Annotated in this window: 15 protein-coding genes, 2 tRNA genes and 1 pseudogene; 2 read left to right on the top strand and 16 right to left on the bottom strand. The window is 63.4% G+C overall.

Features of this window, described 5'->3' with window-relative positions; all coding sequences use genetic code 11:
• Nucleotides 1–66: 66 nt before the first annotated feature.
• Nucleotides 67–3,702, bottom strand: a complete 3,636-nt coding sequence (locus CQ007_RS18755) for a hypothetical protein (protein WP_256582187.1) — start codon at nucleotides 3,700–3,702, stop codon at nucleotides 67–69.
• On the opposite strand from CQ007_RS18755, the gene CQ007_RS19145 reads away from it, so the two are divergent.
• On the top strand, nucleotides 3,646–4,647 hold the full coding sequence (locus tag CQ007_RS19145; RefSeq protein WP_256582188.1) for a hypothetical protein: 1,002 nt from the start codon (nucleotides 3,646–3,648) through the stop codon (nucleotides 4,645–4,647). The genes CQ007_RS18755 and CQ007_RS19145 overlap by 57 nt on opposite strands.
• Here CQ007_RS19145 and CQ007_RS19325 read toward each other — a convergent pair.
• The 4 genes and pseudogenes from CQ007_RS19325 to CQ007_RS03110 form a co-directional block, all read right to left on the bottom strand.
• Nucleotides 4,570–4,833, bottom strand: a pseudogene (locus tag CQ007_RS19325) (BapA prefix-like domain-containing protein); the annotation flags it as partial. The gene CQ007_RS19145 and the pseudogene CQ007_RS19325 sit on opposite strands and share 78 nt — an antisense overlap.
• 127 nt (nucleotides 4,834–4,960) lie before the next feature.
• Complete coding sequence (locus tag CQ007_RS03100) at nucleotides 4,961–5,767, bottom strand: OmpA family protein (RefSeq protein ID WP_158256711.1); 807 nt, start codon at nucleotides 5,765–5,767, stop codon at nucleotides 4,961–4,963.
• A 299-nt stretch (nucleotides 5,768–6,066) separates the two neighbouring features.
• A tRNA-Asp gene (locus CQ007_RS03105) sits at nucleotides 6,067–6,143 on the bottom strand.
• Nucleotides 6,144–6,158: 15 nt separating this feature from the next.
• Nucleotides 6,159–6,234: transfer RNA gene (locus CQ007_RS03110), tRNA-Val, on the bottom strand.
• Between the two features lie 188 nt (nucleotides 6,235–6,422).
• On the opposite strand from CQ007_RS03110, the gene rdgC reads away from it, so the two are divergent.
• Nucleotides 6,423–7,340, top strand: coding sequence for a recombination-associated protein RdgC (rdgC, locus tag CQ007_RS03115; protein ID WP_105643463.1), 918 nt, complete (start codon nucleotides 6,423–6,425; stop codon nucleotides 7,338–7,340).
• Between the two features lie 383 nt (nucleotides 7,341–7,723).
• Here rdgC and bamD read toward each other — a convergent pair whose 3' ends face one another.
• From bamD to gspE, 11 genes are all read right to left on the bottom strand, one after another.
• Nucleotides 7,724–8,338, bottom strand: a complete 615-nt coding sequence (gene bamD / locus CQ007_RS03120; RefSeq protein WP_158256712.1) for an outer membrane protein assembly factor BamD — start codon at nucleotides 8,336–8,338, stop codon at nucleotides 7,724–7,726.
• 35 nt (nucleotides 8,339–8,373) lie between these two features.
• A complete protein-coding gene (locus CQ007_RS03125; protein WP_105643465.1) occupies nucleotides 8,374–9,129 on the bottom strand; it encodes a type II secretion system protein N in 756 nt (251 codons plus the stop codon).
• Entirely contained in the window at nucleotides 9,129–9,614 is a 486-nt protein-coding gene (gene gspM / locus CQ007_RS03130) for a type II secretion system protein GspM (RefSeq protein ID WP_105643466.1), read from the bottom strand. Before gspM ends, CQ007_RS03125 begins: the two co-directional genes overlap by 1 nt.
• Nucleotides 9,611–10,846 (bottom strand): type II secretion system protein GspL, encoded by a 1,236-nt coding sequence (gene gspL / locus CQ007_RS03135; protein WP_158256713.1) that lies wholly within the window; start codon nucleotides 10,844–10,846, stop codon nucleotides 9,611–9,613. Before gspL ends, gspM begins: the two co-directional genes overlap by 4 nt.
• A gap of 25 nt (nucleotides 10,847–10,871) precedes the next feature.
• The gene (gene gspK, locus CQ007_RS03140; protein WP_105643468.1) at nucleotides 10,872–11,675 is read right to left on the bottom strand and encodes a type II secretion system minor pseudopilin GspK; all 804 of its coding nucleotides are present in this window, start codon (nucleotides 11,673–11,675) and stop codon (nucleotides 10,872–10,874) included.
• Nucleotides 11,672–12,304, bottom strand: coding sequence for a type II secretion system minor pseudopilin GspJ (gene gspJ, locus CQ007_RS03145; RefSeq protein ID WP_105643469.1), 633 nt, complete (start codon nucleotides 12,302–12,304; stop codon nucleotides 11,672–11,674). The genes gspK and gspJ overlap by 4 nt, the downstream gene beginning before the upstream one ends.
• The gene (gene gspI, locus CQ007_RS03150; protein ID WP_105643470.1) at nucleotides 12,301–12,699 is read right to left on the bottom strand and encodes a type II secretion system minor pseudopilin GspI; all 399 of its coding nucleotides are present in this window, start codon (nucleotides 12,697–12,699) and stop codon (nucleotides 12,301–12,303) included. Before gspI ends, gspJ begins: the two co-directional genes overlap by 4 nt.
• The gene (gspH, locus tag CQ007_RS03155; RefSeq protein WP_105643471.1) at nucleotides 12,680–13,228 is read right to left on the bottom strand and encodes a type II secretion system minor pseudopilin GspH; all 549 of its coding nucleotides are present in this window, start codon (nucleotides 13,226–13,228) and stop codon (nucleotides 12,680–12,682) included. The genes gspI and gspH overlap by 20 nt, the downstream gene beginning before the upstream one ends.
• A 235-nt stretch (nucleotides 13,229–13,463) precedes the next feature.
• On the bottom strand, nucleotides 13,464–13,940 hold the full coding sequence (gene gspG / locus CQ007_RS03160) for a type II secretion system major pseudopilin GspG (protein WP_105643472.1): 477 nt from the start codon (nucleotides 13,938–13,940) through the stop codon (nucleotides 13,464–13,466).
• 1 nt (nucleotide 13,941) lies between these two features.
• Nucleotides 13,942–15,153 (bottom strand): type II secretion system inner membrane protein GspF, encoded by a 1,212-nt coding sequence (gspF, locus tag CQ007_RS03165; RefSeq protein ID WP_105643473.1) that lies wholly within the window; start codon nucleotides 15,151–15,153, stop codon nucleotides 13,942–13,944.
• A 2-nt stretch (nucleotides 15,154–15,155) separates the two neighbouring features.
• On the bottom strand, nucleotides 15,156–16,652 hold the full coding sequence (gspE, locus tag CQ007_RS03170; protein WP_371919792.1) for a type II secretion system ATPase GspE: 1,497 nt from the start codon (nucleotides 16,650–16,652) through the stop codon (nucleotides 15,156–15,158).
• Between the last annotated feature and the right edge of the window lie 25 nt (nucleotides 16,653–16,677).

Genomic DNA, 16,677 nt, shown 5'->3' on the forward strand with positions numbered 1-16,677 from the left:
CGAATGGCGCCGGGCTTTCACCCGACGCCATCGCGTCTTCCTCAGTCAAATGACGTGTGGCAACAGTTACATCACCGACACATTCTGCTGGGTCAACAGATCGTTGAGACTGGAAGGCTCCAGCACAAAGACCACTTCGCCCGGGACATCCACTGCAGCCAGCGCGATATCCTCCGGCACTTCCTGGCCGACCTCCGCCTCCGACTGGATATCCGCTACAGCCTCCGCGTCCTCTGCGTCCTCCTCCTGGGCTTGTTCCGCCAGCACGTCTTCGAGAAGCTCATCCACCAGCATGTGCTGATCCGACGCGTCTCCCAGCAGCTCGTTGATCAGACCGTCGTCCGCGGCAGCCGCTGCGATCATGGCCTCAGCATTGGCCGGATCATTCGCGGATTCGGACACCACCTCGTCGGCGCCGCCCAGGATATGGTCGAGCAGGCTGATTTCAGCAAGCACTCCACCAGTGGCGGCCAGCCCTGTCTCATCGAGCGCGGCTTCCCCGGCTGCCGGCAGATCGGTTTCAGCCAACACGGCACTCAACAGACCGCCGGCAATACCATCCTCGGCGGTAGCGCTGAGCAGGCTGAATGCAGTTGCCTGGGCGCCATTACCGGCGGCGGTGGTGCCGCCGCCAAGCAAGCCACCCAGCAGACCGCCGAGCAAGCCGCCAACCAGACCATCCGGGCCCAGCAGACCATCAAGCAGACCGCCAACCAGACCTTCGTCACCCAGCAGGCCGCCCAACAAACCACCCAGCAAGCCACCCAACAGGCCATCATCGCCCAGCAGACTGCCCAGGATGCCACTGGTATCCACATCCTCACCCAGCAGACCATTACCAACCAGGCCAGTGAGCAGGCCACTGACCAGGCCGTTCTCGCCGACCAGGACATCCAGCAGGCCGCTGGCACCCTGTTCGGTGTTCAGCAGACCACCGAGTACACCGCCTATCAGGCCATCGGGCCCCAGCAGACCGTCGAGCAGACCGCCAAGCAGGCCAGCGTCGCCCAGCAGCTCTTCCAGCAACGGGACATCCACCAATCCGTCGCCAGTGAGCAGGCCACCGAGCAGGTCGCCACCCAGCACAGTGTTCAACAGGCCGGTGACCAGGCCGTTCTCACCCAGCAGGCCTTCGAGCAGACCAAGGCCATCGTCGCCACCCAACAGGCCGCCGAGCAGGTCGTTGTCCCCCCCCAGCAGGCCATTGAGCAGGCCACCGACCACGCCGTCCTCACCCAGCAGAGTGCTCAGCAGACCCACGCCGTCGCCTTCACCCAGCAGGCCGCCAAGCAGACCACCGTCACCGCCCAGCAGGCCATTCAGCAAGCCGCCGAGCAGACCGTCTTCGCCGAGCAGGGCACTGAGCAGGTCGCCCGCCGGCAGGTCACCATCACCGCCCAGCAGACCGCCACCGAGCAGGCCGTTCAGCAGACCGGTGACTACGCCGTTTTCACCCAGCAGGCCATTCAGGATGCCATCACCGCCGAGCAGGTCGCCGCCGAGCAGGCCATCACCCAGCAGACTGTTCAGCAGCCCGGTGACCACGCCATTCTCGCCCATCAGGGTGTCCAGCAGACCATTGCCGCCCTCTCCGCCCAACAGGCCGCCAAGCAGATCACCGCCCAGCAGGCCACCGTCACCGCCCAGCAGACCGTTCAGCAGGCTGGTGACCAGGCCCTGTTCGCCCAACAGGCTGTCCAGCACACCGCTGCCCAGCAGACCGCCATTGTCGCCGCCCAGCAGACCGCCGAGCAGATCGCCGCCCAGTAAACCTCCGAGGAAACCCTCCTCGCCAAGCAGACCGCCCAGAAGTCCCTCACCGGTCAGGCCGTTCAGCAAGCCGCCGTCTTCACCACCAAGCAGACCGTTGAGCAGGCCGGTGACCAGACCCTGTTCACCCAGCAGGCTGCCAAGCAGATCGTCCAGCAGCTCGTTCTTCAGCAGGCCATCTTCGCCGAGCAGGCCGCCCAGCAGACCGTTTTCACCCACCAGGGTTTCCAGCAGACCGGTGACCAGGCCATTTTCACCGAGCAGACCAGCCAGAAGCTCCTCAGGCAGCAGTGCCCCCAGCAGCTCATTATTGCCCAGCAGCCCTTCCAGCAGACCGCCGACCAGACCGTCGCTGCCCAGCAGACCATCCAGCAGCTCACCACCCAGCAGCTCATCACCGAGCAGACCGCCCAGCAGGCCTTGCTCACCCAGCAGGGCATCGAGCAGACCGCTGACCAGGCCGTTTTCGCCGAGCAGGCCTGCCAGCAGGTCTTCGCCTACCAAACCACCGAGCGGACCGCTGTCACCCAGCAGGGTATCCAGCAGGTTGCTCAACAGGCTGTCCTGGCCAAGCAGACTACCAAGCAGGGCGTTATCACCGCCCAGCAAGCCATCCAGCAAGCCACCTTCATCACCCAGCAGGCCCTTCAGCAGACCGGCCACCAGCCCTTCGCTGCCCAGCAGCTCAGCCAGCAGTCCCTGATCTCCAAGCAGGCTTTCCAGTCCAGCACCACCCAGCAGGCTGTTCAGCAAGCCGCCGACCAGGCCATCTTCGCCGAGCAGGCCAGACAACAGATCGTTATCGGTCAGGCCGCCACCCAGCAGGCCACCACCCAACAGGCCGTCCAGCAGATTGCTGATCACACCGTTGTCACCCAGCAGGCCAGCGAGCGCGTCGCTGCTCAGCAGACCGTCCTGCCCCAGTACCGTATTCAGCAGTTCGGACACCAGCCCGCCCTGGCCCAGCAGGGCATCCACCGCCGGGTTATCTATCAGGCCGCTATTGAGCAGGCCATGCAGCAGGTGCGTCACCGCGCCGTCTTCGCCCAGCAGCACACTCAGCGCACCGTTGGCGCCCAGCAAGCCAGACTCGCCGGTCAAACCGGCCAGCGCGCCATTGCTCAGCAGGTCGTTCAGCAGGTTGGTAACCAGACCGTCGTCGCCAAACAGGGTGCCCAGCAGCTCATCACCCAGCAGACCGTTTTCACCGGTCAGGCCACCAAGCAAGCCATTCTGGCCCAGCAGGGTATCCAGCACATTGCCCAGCACCCCTTCAGAGCCAGTCAGCAGGGCCAGCAGGCCGGTCTCACCCAGCAGGTCACCGATAAAGGTGGATTCACCCAGCAGTTGGTCGATCAGGTTGATATCGCCGCCCAACAGGTTCGCCAGCAACTCGCTCAGCAGCCCTTGATCACCGACCAGGGTGCCCAGCAGCTCGCCCAGCACCGTGCCTTCGGCCAGCACATCCCCCAGCAGACCGCCCTCATCCAGGATGCCACCCAGAATGCCGTTTTCAGCCAGCAGGGCCCCCAGGGCGCTGTCTTCAGCCAGCAGACCGCCGATCAGGCCTTGTTCAGCCAGCAGGCCACCGATCAGACTGCCTTCGCCCAGCAAGTCGCCCAGGAGATCGGACAGTGCGCCGTTCTCGTCAAGCAGGCTATTCAGGACGCCGCCCAGACCCAGACCTGCCAATACACCACCCAGCAAGCCTTCTTCATTCAGCAGGTTGGCAAGCCCATCGGTGACGAAGTCAATCTGCCCACCCAGCAATTCATTCAGCAGCGTCAGAGCCACATCCTCACCGAGGATGTCGGTGACCAGCGGTGCCAGGAGCCCGCCAAGCTCGTTCCCCAGGCTGCCCAGCGTCTCGTCCAGTTGGTCCAGACTGTTCGGATCATCCGGATTGAACTCACCACCCAGCAATGGCTTCAAGGCATCGTTGAGGCGATCCGTCAGGCCTTCGGTTGCTCCAATCGCAGGAGCCAGCGCACCACCCAGCCCGAGAGCGTCGTCCAGCGCCGGCACCAACGCCCCCAGAATCACATCTGCAGGATCCAGCAGCTCATTACCGTCGGAGTCGGCATCTGCATCGGCATCTGCGTCAGCATCAGCATCGGCGTCAGCATCGGCATCGGCATCGGCATCGGCGTCAGCATCGGCATCAGCATCGGCATCGGCGTCAGCGTCGGCGTCTGCATCGGCGTCTGCATCTGCGTCAGCGTCGGCATCGGCATCGGCGTCGGCGTCAGCATCTGCGTCAGCATCTGCGTCAGCATCCGCGTCGGCATCAGCATCAGCATCAGCATCAGCATCAGCATCGGCATCGGCGTCAGCATCTGCATCTGCGTCCGCATCGGCATCTGCGTCAGCATCCGCGTCGGCGTCGGCGTCGGCGTCGGCGTCAGCATCGGCATCGGCATCGGCATCGGCGTCAGCATCCGCATCCGCGTCGGCATCCGCATCTGCGTCGGCATCGGCATCTGCGTCCGCATCGGCATCTGCGTCAGCATCCGCGTCGGCATCCGCATCAGCATCGGCGTCAGCGTCAGCGTCAGCGTCAGCGTCAGCGTCAGCGTCAGCATCTGCATCTGCATCGGCATCTGCGTCGGCATCACCGTCATCCGGCAAGGGAGTAGAGGAGGACGAGGAGCGATTGTCATCAATGATTGCCGCCAGGGCACCTGCGCCAAGCAACCCAAGCAGCAGCCAACCCCAATCCGGCATGCCACCGCCCGCAGCAAGCTCGGATATCTCGGCAAAATCGAAATCCGCAATCGACGAGTCGTATTGGCCAAGCCATACAACGCCGTTTTCATCCTCGAGCATCAGCTCACTGCGCTCTTCCGCGCCGGGCACGCCAAAGAAGTTCTTGATTAAAACCTTCTCGCCGCTTTTGAGGACCACCTCCAGGTCGTTACCCACCCTGCTGGTCGATGCCAACTGTTCAGGCCCGAAAGGCAGTTTTACGACGCCGGCCTTTTCCATCGTGATGACACTACCCATCGGTAGACTGACCGAGGAATCGCCGGTTTTTGCAATGATATCGATTGTGTTGGCTGCCATGCTGAGTTACTCCAAAACGAATTTCTAGCTTCTTGTTAGCGCTGAACCTGTGCACCCAGAACTATCTGGCTGGCGAGCAAGGGCGGCATATCGAGCCGCCCTTGCTGACGCGAGGCACATTCCTTTTTCAACGCTGGCCGTAGATCATGATCTGCACACGCCGGTTGGGCTGCAGGCATTGCTTGAGAGATGCCGTAATTCTGCTGCCCTGGCACTCGATGAGCGGCTCTCTGGCACCACGCCCCTCGGCGGAAATCAGATGGCTGTCGATCCCTTTGGAAATCAGATGATGGCGAACCGCCTCTGCGCGACGCTTCGACAGGGCATCGTTATAGCTGTCAGAGCCAATGCGGTCTGAGTGGCCTACGACAACGACGCGCTCGAGCTGCATCATTTTGTTGGCGACCACATGGGCAGCGAGATCCAGTTCTCTCAGCCCTTCGGGGGAAAGCGTCGCGCTGTCGTAGCCAAAAAGCACGTCGCTGAACAGTGTGATCTCTTGCACATCCGGAACCTCCGGGCGGACAAGTTCTTCATAGCGCGCGCTACACTGCGGCCTGCGCCACTTGGTGCTGGATACCTGGCCCGCGGGATCAAACGCGACGCCGAACTGGCACACCAGATAATCACCCCTCGCATCCAGGGGCAGGTTGATATTGTAGAGCCACCACCGCTGACTGGTTTCATTGGCAGGACTTCCCAACAGCCCCCTGACGTCACTTCTGCTGCTGCCGGGAACCACCTGGGAGATAGCCTGGGGCGTAATGGCTGTGCCTTGACGTACATAGCCGGGGCCAAGGTCCTTCACTTTCACCTGGACATCATCAAATTCCAAAGGCCCCCGGGGCTGCCCACCCTCTCCATCGTTTACGCTCGCGCACCCAGTCAAAAGCGCCAGGGCGCACAGGGCTGTTACTCTCATCACGATTCCCATGGGAACTCCATTATCCGAATCCATAGCCAACGGCGACACCTCGCCTGGTACCATCCCGGGCGAGGGCTCTGTATCGCAGCATCTTAAGCAGTACCCAGAAAGAAGAAATATCGAATTAGTACTAATCGGAATGGCATTTACCTGGCGACCAAGAGGTAGAGGTCGTTAAGCCAAGGGACTGATGGGAGGGGGGTATAAGCGGGGCGATGAGCAAGGCTGGAGGCGGCGACGAAACTGCACCAGAAGTTTCCACACACAACGAAAAAAGCCCTTGAGCGTGAGCTCAAGGGCTTTGTATGTGGCGCAGCGGACGGGACTCGAACCCGCGACCCCCGGCGTGACAGGCCGGTATTCTAACCAACTGAACTACCGCTGCGCGTGACCTCGCGAGTGGTGGGTGATGACGGGATCGAACCGCCGACCCTCTGCTTGTAAGGCAGATGCTCTCCCAGCTGAGCTAATCACCCTTTACTCTCGAAGTGGGGCGCATTCTAGGCAGGTTTTACCCTTCTGGCAATACCTTTTGTGAAAAAAATCCCACTTCTTTTCAATACCTTATACAACCATCGGGTAAGACTGGCTGAAATCATCCCTGCGCGCAATAATGCCCGCCCTTTCCATATCTTCTATTCATGCATCATCACAAGGATTGCCCATGTGGTTTCGTAATCTATTGCTCTACCGTTTCAGCCAGGACGTTCCTTTTACCGAAGCCGAGCTATTGGCCGCACTGGAAGCGCGCCCTGCCCGCCCCTGCGCCAGTCAGGAAACCCACACTCTGGGCTGGACCATGCCCTTCGGTCGGCATTCAGAAAACCTGCTGCAGGTCGCCGAGGGCTATTGGCTGATCGCCATGCGCAAGGAGGAACGGATCCTGCCTGGTAGCGTGGTAAAGGATGCACTGGCTGAAAAGGTTGAGGAGATCGAGGCTCGCGATGCACGCAAGGTGTACAAGAAGGAGAAGGACACGCTGAAGGACGAGATTGTCATGTCCCTGTTGCCCCGTGCCTTTACCCGCAACCAGACCACGCTGGCCCTGATTGCGCCCCGGGAAGGCTGGATTGCCGTGGATACCTCCAGCGCCAAACGTGCCGAGGATATGCTCAGCCTGTTACGTGAAGGTACCGGCAGCCTGCCGGTACGGCCGATGAACGTGAAGATTGCCCCTGCCGCCTGCATGACCGATTGGGTCAAGACCGGCCAGGCGCCCGAAGGCCTGATCATCTCCGATGAATGCGAACTGCGCGATACCGGTGAAGACGGCGGCGTGATTCGTTGCAAGCGCCAGGACCTGTCCAGCGAGGAAATCCAGCAGCATCTGACCGTTGGCAAGCAGGTTAGCCAGTTGGCCTTGCACTGGCACGACAAGCTGTCCTTCACGCTCGATGACAAACTGGCGGTCAAGCGCCTGCGCTTCGAAGAGCTGTTGCGTGACGAGGCCGACGATCAGGGTGGTGATGATATGGCCGGCCAGTTGGACGCCAGCTTCATCATCATGTCACGCACCCTGTCGGAGCTCTTGCCGGCCCTGACTACCGCCCTCGGCGGCGAGGATATACCGCAGGGAGTGTGACCATCCGGTCAGAGAGTGTTCGGGCAAGCTATCCACAAAAGCTGTGGAAAACTCTGTGGATAGCCTGCCTAAAACTCGTTCCGTGGCAAGTAATACGTGGCCGCCAGTCAGAATGCTCAAAATATGACCAAATAATTTATCAACTAAATCAATGACTTATACTAGTACATTGATTTTTCAGAGACTTACGACGGTTTTGTTGCAGAACGTTCAGGATGTTTTTCGTGCTGTGCACAATGTCAAGCGTCAATGTCTCAATCTTGTGGAAAAAAATACCGCCAAGGTATTGCTCCCCCTATTGACGCCCGCTTGATTTTCCTGCGGCGGGCCACCCCGCCAGACAACACCGCCGCTATGCTGGCGGCGGTGAATCATGAGCCTGCTCAGGGTTGGGGGAGCCTATCCAGCCACTCATTGGCATTGCGCCCCGATTCGGTATGCGGATAGTAGCGGGCGATATAACGCATGCGTGCCTCCCCGGCCTGCAGATCACCGGCTTCAACCGCCTGCATGGCCAGCCGGTACTCGGTCACGGCCATTTCCTGCAACAGTTCGTACAGGCGCGGTGCCACCTCGCTGCGGTATTCGGACTCGGGGTAACGCTGCACGAACTCGGCAAAACGCGCATGCACCTTGCGCCCTTCCTGCAGACGCATGGCATCATCCTCGGCAGCCAGTTCGAAACGGCCGTATTGGGCCAACGCCACCAGATAGGCGGAATAGTCCGGATAGGGCGGGTCCACATGCCGCTTGGCGTAATCCTGCAACAGCGTCTCCACGGCCGCTACCTCCCCTTGCTGCAAACAGACATAGGCCGCCTGCTGCTCCAGCTCCGGCGCCTTGTAGCGGCGCAGGTCCGCCACCAGACCGTTATCGCAGCGGCCCAGGCTGATCTTGGCCCGGGCATCGGTCAAACCGGTCTCATTGCCCTGCTGCGACGCCATACCGGCGCACCCCGTCAATCCCGCCAGCAACAGCAGCAATACACATGAACGCATCAGATATCTCCCAGAAAAACCGCCATTGTCCTGTTTCATTGCAATTGCACCCGCCAGTTCACCCAGCCCTGTGCATCAGCTCTGCCGAGCAGCCCGAGACCACCAGCCAGCGCCGGGTCCGCATCAGCCCGCGCCTGCAGCTGCGCATTGATGTTCATCGGCTGGCCGGGACGCCAGCGTGCATCCCCGCGCAGACCGAGCGGGCCACCCTGGTCCTGCAGCTGCAGTACCAGCCAGCCATCGGCATCGCTCAGCGCCGCCGTCAGATGCCCGAACGGCATCGCCTGCGGCAGACCGCCGGCAGCATCCTGCCATACCAGCCGGCCATCGGCAGCCGTTACCGAGTCGAACTCCTCCAGCGCCAGCTCCGGCACGTCCAGCAGCCAACTGCCACCCAGCACAAAGGGGGCGCTATTGATCGCCGCCATGCTCGCGGCATCCAGGGTGCCATTGATATCGCGCAGCACCAGTGAGCCCATACCCGCCGACAGCTGTGCATTGACCCGGCCATTACGCGGTTGCCACAGCAGATCCAGGCCGATACGCCCGCGCAGCAGCTGGGCAGGCTGCCATTGCCAGCGCAGCAGCCCCTGGTTGACTCCATCGACCTCCAGTTGGCCGACCTGGCCGGACCACAGCGTGCCCGTCAGCCCGTGCAGGGTTACCGGCACCGGCAGTTGGTGTTGCAGGCGTTTCCATACCACCGCCGCCGGCAGGGTCCACAGCAGGGTGAGCAGATACAGCAATACAGCACAGATCAGCGTGGCTTTCAGATTCCATCGTTTGAGCATCAACGCGGCTCCACCTTGACCCGGGCACTGACCAGCCCCGGCGCGTTACCCGCATCCACCGCCAGCTGACTGACCTGCAGCCCGTGGCGCTGCTCCAGTTCGCCGAGCCAGCCGAGCAGGGCATCGAATCCGGTTTCGTTGAACCACAGCCGGGCGCCCTGCCCCTCGGGCTGCACCCGCTCCAGCGAATCACGCAGGCCGGCAGCACTGGCGGAGACCTCCACCAGGGTCAATACCGACCCGCCGGCAGTGGCACCATTACCCTGGGTTTGCTGCTGTGCAGCACGGCGCTTGACCTGCCCGGCCACTTGCTGCATCCAGGCCAGGTCAGCGGACAACGCGCTGATATCGGTGCGCAGGCTCTCGCGCTTTTTCGCCAGCGGCTCCCAGATCGCCAGCCACAGCAGCAGCAACACCAGTACGGCCACGCCAGCGCCGAGGATCACACGTTCACGCGGGGCCAGCCCCGCCCACCAGGCATTCATGATCCATCCCTCTGTATTCTGAGTCGTGCAGTAACTCCCTCGCTGCCGGAATCGGCACCCTGCAAGGTCTCATTCAGGCCGGGGCCAGCGGCCAGCTTGCCGCGGATACTCTCCAGCTCGGCGAACGACGGCAATTGCAGCTCCAGTTCCACCTCGGTGGGAGTGGCGCGAAATTGCCGGATGTCTCCCTTGCCGTCTTCCCGCACCGCCGCCAGCACCTCGTACAACAGGCTGCCAGTGCCGTTCTGGCTCGCTTGCGCACCGCCGCCCTCCAGTACCTGGCGGAACTGGGTCACCGGATCCACCCGTCGACTTTTCGGCAAGGTGCTGTCGAATACCTGCTCGATCTGCGCCTGCAGCCGGTCCCGCTCGTTGCTCAGAGCGATGCCCTCGAGCATCTGCTGACCCACCACCACCGCCAACAGTACCCCGGCGGCGATCATCACCGGGCGCAATTTGCGCCAGGGCGGCGTGGCCATGCCGCTGGCGTAAGCGCCGCAAAGCAGATTCAGCGCTCGTGTCGGTTGCTGGGCACACCTGAGCGCGGCCTCCAGAGCCGGCACCGGCTCCGACTGGCGTACCTCGCAGTCGGTTTCCGACAGCCCCAGGTCGGCCAATGTGTAACCCTCCAGCTCGACGATGCGCTGCTCCTCGTCCAGTTGCGCCAGTCGCTGCCTGAGCCAGAAGCCAAGCAGGCCCTGCTCGATCAGTACCGGCTCCTGGTCGGTACTGCTGACCAGCGCCTGGTCACTTTCCCCGGGCCAGGGCGAGGGCTGAACCCGCAACCCGGCGGCCGGTGCCAGATCGTCATGCAGGCTGGCCTGGGGCAGCAAGGCATCCAGGCGCCAGCCGGCCGCCTGGCACAACTGCAGCCAGGCCTCCATGCGCTGCCGCTCGGTGACAGCGGCAACGAAACGACCATCGGCGCGCCGTGGCCCGGCCACCAGATGCAACTCCTCGAGTTCCTGCCCCAGCTGGTCTTCCAGGGCGAAGGGCAAAGCCGCGCGTACCGCGGCGGAACGGCGTACCGGAATGGCCACCCGATACAGATTGACCGCCGCAGCAGGCGCCAACGCCCGCAGGCGCTCACCGGCAAAGCGGGCGCGCAACGTCTCCAGGTCGTCCTGGCCGGACTCCAGCAGCGCTCCCTCACGGCTGGTACGCCACCAATGCAGCCGGGTCGGTTCCAGATCCTGCACCTCAGGTGCTTCCGGCAATAGCACTATCAACATGTTCTGATCCGTCTGTTCCGTATGTTCATGGCTCGCAGGCCGTTTGCTCTCGGAGAACCACCTTGCCGTTGGGTGCATCCAGCAGCGTGCATTGATAAAACCGTCGTTCGGCGAACTGCGCCATGATCTGCAGGCGCATGTACCAGGGTGCATTCTCACCGACCGGTCGATCGGCGAATACCTGCTGCATCAACTCGGCGCTGCGCTCCAGATCGATGGGGCTGGTCGTGCCCGGATAGGCCGTCACCCAGGGAGCCAGCGCCTGCCAGGCCTCGGCGTTCATCCCGGCCACGGCGTTGAGTTCCGAGGCCACGACCATCGGCCGGTTGGCCGACACCCGGGGCGGCGTTTCCAGCCGATATACCGGATCATCGGTTTCCCTGTCCATCCAGTCGCTCACCGCCAGCGCCAACTGCGCCCCCGGCGGCATGCGCACACCGCTCTGCTGACCGACCTGATCCACCAGCCGGGCGAAATAACCCTGCTCGGTTTCATCAGCGCCGGCCAGCGCATTCAGGTTGTAGCGGCAACGCATGTCATCCAGCGTCGCTTCCAGCCGTACACCATCGACCTCGAATGGCAGCACCGGCGAGCGACAGGTATCCCACAGCAGATCTTCCGGCCCCTTGGCACGCTCCAGCAGTTGCAGCACCATGTTTTCCGCCCCCACCGCCACCTGCCGGGAGAAGTCCCGCTCGAACACCGCACTGGTGCGGCGAATATCCGCCTGACCACGCATCGCCATGCCGACGGCGGCGACCACCGCCAGTGCCATCACCAGCAGCGCGGTGATCAACGCCACGCCACGCTGCTGCCGCCGCCCGTTCATAGGCCCACCGCCATCAGCCGGCGAATCTCGCCCAGGCCAGGCATATCCAGCACCACCTCGACCGCCACCGGCAGGCCGCCCCCCTCCGGATCGGCATCAGGCAATGGCCAGGCATCCACTCGCTCCAGCCCCGACGGCGTGCGCACGATGAACAGGAAGGCGCTCTCCATACCCAACTGCTGGCCCTCTTCCACCAGCTCAGCGAAAGGCCGGATGCGCATGCTGTCGACATCGACAATATCCACCCCCGGCCACAATCGCCGCTCCAGCCCGCGCTCGGTGATCTGCCAGGCGGTTCGACGCAGACGCTGTTCACCACCTGCCCCGGCACGCACCAGTTCCAGCAACTGCTGTTCGCCGCCGGCGCGCAAGCGCAGTGGCGGCAACGGATCACCGAACTCGTCACGCACCTGCACATCCACCACCTGGGCCAGATCACGCTCCAGCACACTGAGGGTAACCTGCAGGTCAGCCAGCCGTTGCGCCTGCTCGCGGGTGATGTGGTCGGCATTCAGAACCGCGCGCAGCCCCTGGTAGGCGACCATGCTCATCACCGCGAACACCGCCATGGCGATGAGCATTTCCAGCAAGGTGAAACCACCCTGCCGCCCTGTGCGCCTGCCGATCATGGCAGCATGAATCCGGATACGCTGGCCCGCTGCGCCTGCTCGCCCTGGTCGGCCAGCCACAGGCGGATATCCACGCGCTTCACCGCCGGCAGCGGAAACGGCGTGGTGGCAGTGTAGTCACTCATCTCCACCCGGTAGGCGAAACGGTACGGCCCCATCAGCACATCGCCGGTACGCCCGCCTTCGGCAATCGCACGCATGCCGGTCTGAAACTCGGTCAGCAGGTTCTGTCCGGCCCAGTGCGCCAACGTGCGCTCCTGCAGGTAGGCCGTGTTACGCGCATGGTCGGCACCGGTCTTGACCAGTGCCGCCAGTGCCACCGCCAGCACGGTCAGCGCCACCAGTACCTCCAACAGGGTGAAACCGGCCTCGCGGCTACGGCGATTCAATCGCATCCAGCACCTCGACACGGCCTTCCAGGCCGACTTCTATATGGCGTACCAGATCCTTGCCCGGCACCCGCAGGGTAATCAGTGCCGGGGTCATTTCCCCGGTATTGCCCAGCCGCACATGCGGCTCCCAGCCGCGGGTCTGGGGCAAGGGAGTACGTTCGCCATCCAGGTCCAGCTGTAGCTCGATCAGACCCTGTTCAAACTGCCGCGGCCCCAGCTGCGGGTCGATCAGCGGGCGCCATTCGCGGGTGCTGTCATCCAGCATCACCAGCTCGAGAAAGCTGTAGCCATCGCGGCGCAGGCCCAACGCCCGGTCCGATTCGCCGGTGATCAGCAGCTCATCCCGGGCCAGGCGCAGGGTGGCAGCCAGCCGCTCAGACTCGGAGCGCAGCTTGCGCTCGGCGCCATCACCCAGCGACAGGGTCGCCAGCCCGGCGACGATGCCGATCAGCACCAGCACCACCAGCAGCTCCATGAGGGTGAAGCCGTGCTGCAATGCGCTCATGCCACGCTGCGACTGGCGGACACTCATACTTGGGACGTCCTCCTCATGTGTTTTGGCCTCACCCTGATTCGGGTTATCGAGCGCCTCGGGCCGCAATCGGCTCGACAACGGCTTTGGTGTCGCTGCAAGGTTTCAGGCGTAGCGCAGGCGCACTACGCCCCAATCTCGAGTAGCCCCCAAGTACCGGGGCTGCTGCAAATATCTCTAATCCAATGCGCCGGACCAGGTTGTCGAGCGCCCGCTCGACGACTCAGCAACCCCGTCAACGCCCCCGATTACCCTCGGGCTCCTCCACATTCCAGTTGCCGATATCGGCATTGGCATCGGTGCCACCGGGCCGGCCATCGGCGCCCAGGCTGTAGATGTCATATTCACGATCATCGCGCCCCGGACGCAGATATTGATATTCGTTACCCCAGGGGTCCTTCTGCAGGCGGTCGATATAGCCGCCGGCGCGCCAGTTACGGGCGGTGTCATTGCCGCTTGGCCGCTCCACCAGCGCGCGCAGGCCCTGCTCGGTGGTCGGGTAGTTGAAATTGTCCAGTCGATACAGGTTCAGCGCGCTTTCCAGCGCGCGGATATCATTCTGCACCTTGGTGATCCGCGCCTGGTCGGGGCGGTCCATCACCCGCGGTACCACCACTGCCGCCAGAATACCGAGGATGACCACCACCACCATGACCTCGATCAGGGTGAAGCCGCGCTGGGCAAGGGATGCTTTTCGTACGTTATGGGACATATCAATTAACCAGTTGGTTGAGTTCAAAGATCGGCAACAGGATGGCCAGCACGATAAGCAGTACCACGCCCCCCATCGCCAGGATCAGCAAGGGCTCGAACACGCCCATGACCATGGCAATCCGTGCCTCCAGCTCCCGTTCCTGAGTCTCCGCTGCCCGCTCGAGCATCTTGTCCAGCGTGCCGCTGCTTTCGCCACTCTTGATCAGGCTCAGGGTCATCGGTGGGAAGTAGCCGCTGCGCTCCAGCGCATGGCCGATACCCGAGCCCTCGCGGACCTTCTTCGCCGCGTCCATGACCGCTTCGCGCATCGGGGTGTTGCTGATCACGCTGGCGCTCATATTCAGCGCCTCGAGCAGTGGAACCCCACTACCGGCAAGGATATTCAGCGTACGCGCAAAACGCGCGGTATTCAGGCCACGTACCAGCCGCCCGATCAACGGCAGCCGGAGCAAGCCGTTGTCCCAGCGGCGGCGGGCACTCGGTCGTTTCAGGATCTGCCGGGTCAGGATCACCAGCCCGACGATCGACAGCAGCATCAGCCAGCCCCAGTGGCGGACCGTGTCACTGGTGGCGATCAGCGCCCGGGTCAGCCAGGGCAGTTGCTGGTTCATCCCGGCGAAGACCTGCACCACCTCCGGCACCACATAGGTCAGCAGTGCCACCACCACCAGCAAGGCCACCACGGTGAGGATCGCCGGATAGAACATTGCCAGCTGGATCTTCTGGCGCATGGCGTTCTGCGCCTCGACGTTGTCAGCCAGGCGCTCCAGTACCAGATCCATGCGCCCGGCCTGTTCACCGGCGGCAATGGTGGTGCGGTAGATGGCCGGGAACACCGAGGGGAACTCCCCCATGGCGTGGGCCAGTGGCAGACCTTCCATCACCCGGGTCCGCACTGCGGACAGGGTCGCCTTGACCTTGGGCGCTTCGCTCTGCCGGGCCACGGTGCCCAGCACTTCCTCGATCGGCATGCCGGCCTTGGCCAGGGTTGCCATCTGCCGGGTCGCCAGGGACAGCTCCAGCGGCTTGATGCGCCGCTGCAGGACCGGCATGCGCAGCAGCGATGGCTTTTCCGCCACCTCGGTCACCGCCATCGGCATCAGCCCCTGCTCGCGCAGGCGCGAGCGCACCTGGCGGGAGGAATCGCCCTCTTCCACCCCCTTGCGGGTGCGGCCGGCTGGATCCAGGGCAACGTACTCGAAAGCCGGCATGCTCAGTCCTCCCTGGTCACACGCAGGACTTCTTCCAGCGTGGTATCCCCGGCCAGTACCCGGCGCAGGCCATCCTGGCGGATACCCAACTGCGCCAACCGCGCATGCCGCACCATGGCCTGCTCGCTGGCCCCGTCATGGATCAGGCCGCGCAGGGTGTCGTCGATCTCGATCAACTCATAGATACCGGTACGCCCGCGATACCCGCTGCCGTTGCACTGCGAGCAGCCGACCGGGCTGTACAGCGTCGGCGCCTGCTCCGGTGCGATATCCAGCAGGCGGCATTCGCTGGGCGTGGCGACATGCGCCTTGCGGCAGTCCGGACACAGGGTGCGCACCAGGCGCTGGGCCAGCACACCGTTGAGCGTGCTGGCCAGCAGGAACGGCTCGACGCCCATGTCCCGCAGACGGGTAATCGCGCCGATGGCGGTGTTGGTATGCAGGGTGGAGAACACCAGGTGACCGGTCAGACTCGCCTGGATGGCGATCTGCACGGTTTCCAGGTCGCGGATCTCACCAACCATCACCACATCCGGATCCTGACGCAGGATGGCGCGTAGACCACGGGCGAAGGTCATGTCGACCTTGGTGTTGATCTGGGTCTGGCCGATGCCATCGAGGTAATACTCGATCGGATCTTCCACGGTGAGGATATTGCGGCTGCGGTCGTTCAGCCGCATCAGCGCCGAATACAGCGTGGTGGTCTTGCCCGAGCCGGTCGGCCCGGTGACCAGCACGATGCCATGCGGGCGGCTGATCACCCGCTCCATGGACTGGTAATGCTCATCACACATGCCCAGCTGGCGCAGCTCCAGACGCCCGGCCTGCTTGTCCAGCAGACGCAGCACCACCCGCTCGCCATGCCCGGACGGCAGCGTCGAGACCCGCACATCCACTGCCCGCCCGACCAGCCGCAGGCCGATACGCCCATCCTGCGGCAGGCGTTTCTCGGCGATGTCCAGCTTGGCCATGACCTTGATCCGCGAGACGATGACCGGCGCCAGCGCCCGCGGTGGCTCCAGCACTTCGCGCAGTACACCATCGACCCGCAGGCGGATCGACAGCCGGTTCTCGAAGGGTTCGATATGGATATCCGAGGCGTTCTCCTTGACCGCTTCGGACAGCAGCGCGTTGATCAGGCGAATGATCGGGGCTTCATCCTGGGATTCGAGCAGGTCTTCCGGCTCGGCCAGCGACTGGGCTACCGACATCAGATCGGCATCCTCGCCCAGCCCCTCGACGAACTGCATGGCGTCGTTGGCCGAGCGCTCGTAGCGGTCACGCAGGCGGGCGGCAAAGGCGTCGTCATCCAGCAGTTGCGGGCGCAGCGGATGGCCGGCCAGACGGCGCAGCTCCAATAACGCCTGGGGATCGCAATCGGCACGCACGAATACATCCAGCTGGTTGTCACGCAGCTGGTCGGGCAACACGCCGAAGCGGCGGGCAAACCGATAGCCGGTTTCGGCCTGCAACCCTGCCTCGGGCAGTACCGTGCTGATGTCATTGTCGATCACGGGCACCTCC

Origin of the sequence: Pseudomonas sp. MYb185, assembly GCF_002979975.1 — a bacterium.
In the GTDB taxonomy this organism is placed as follows: domain Bacteria; phylum Pseudomonadota; class Gammaproteobacteria; order Pseudomonadales; family Pseudomonadaceae; genus Halopseudomonas.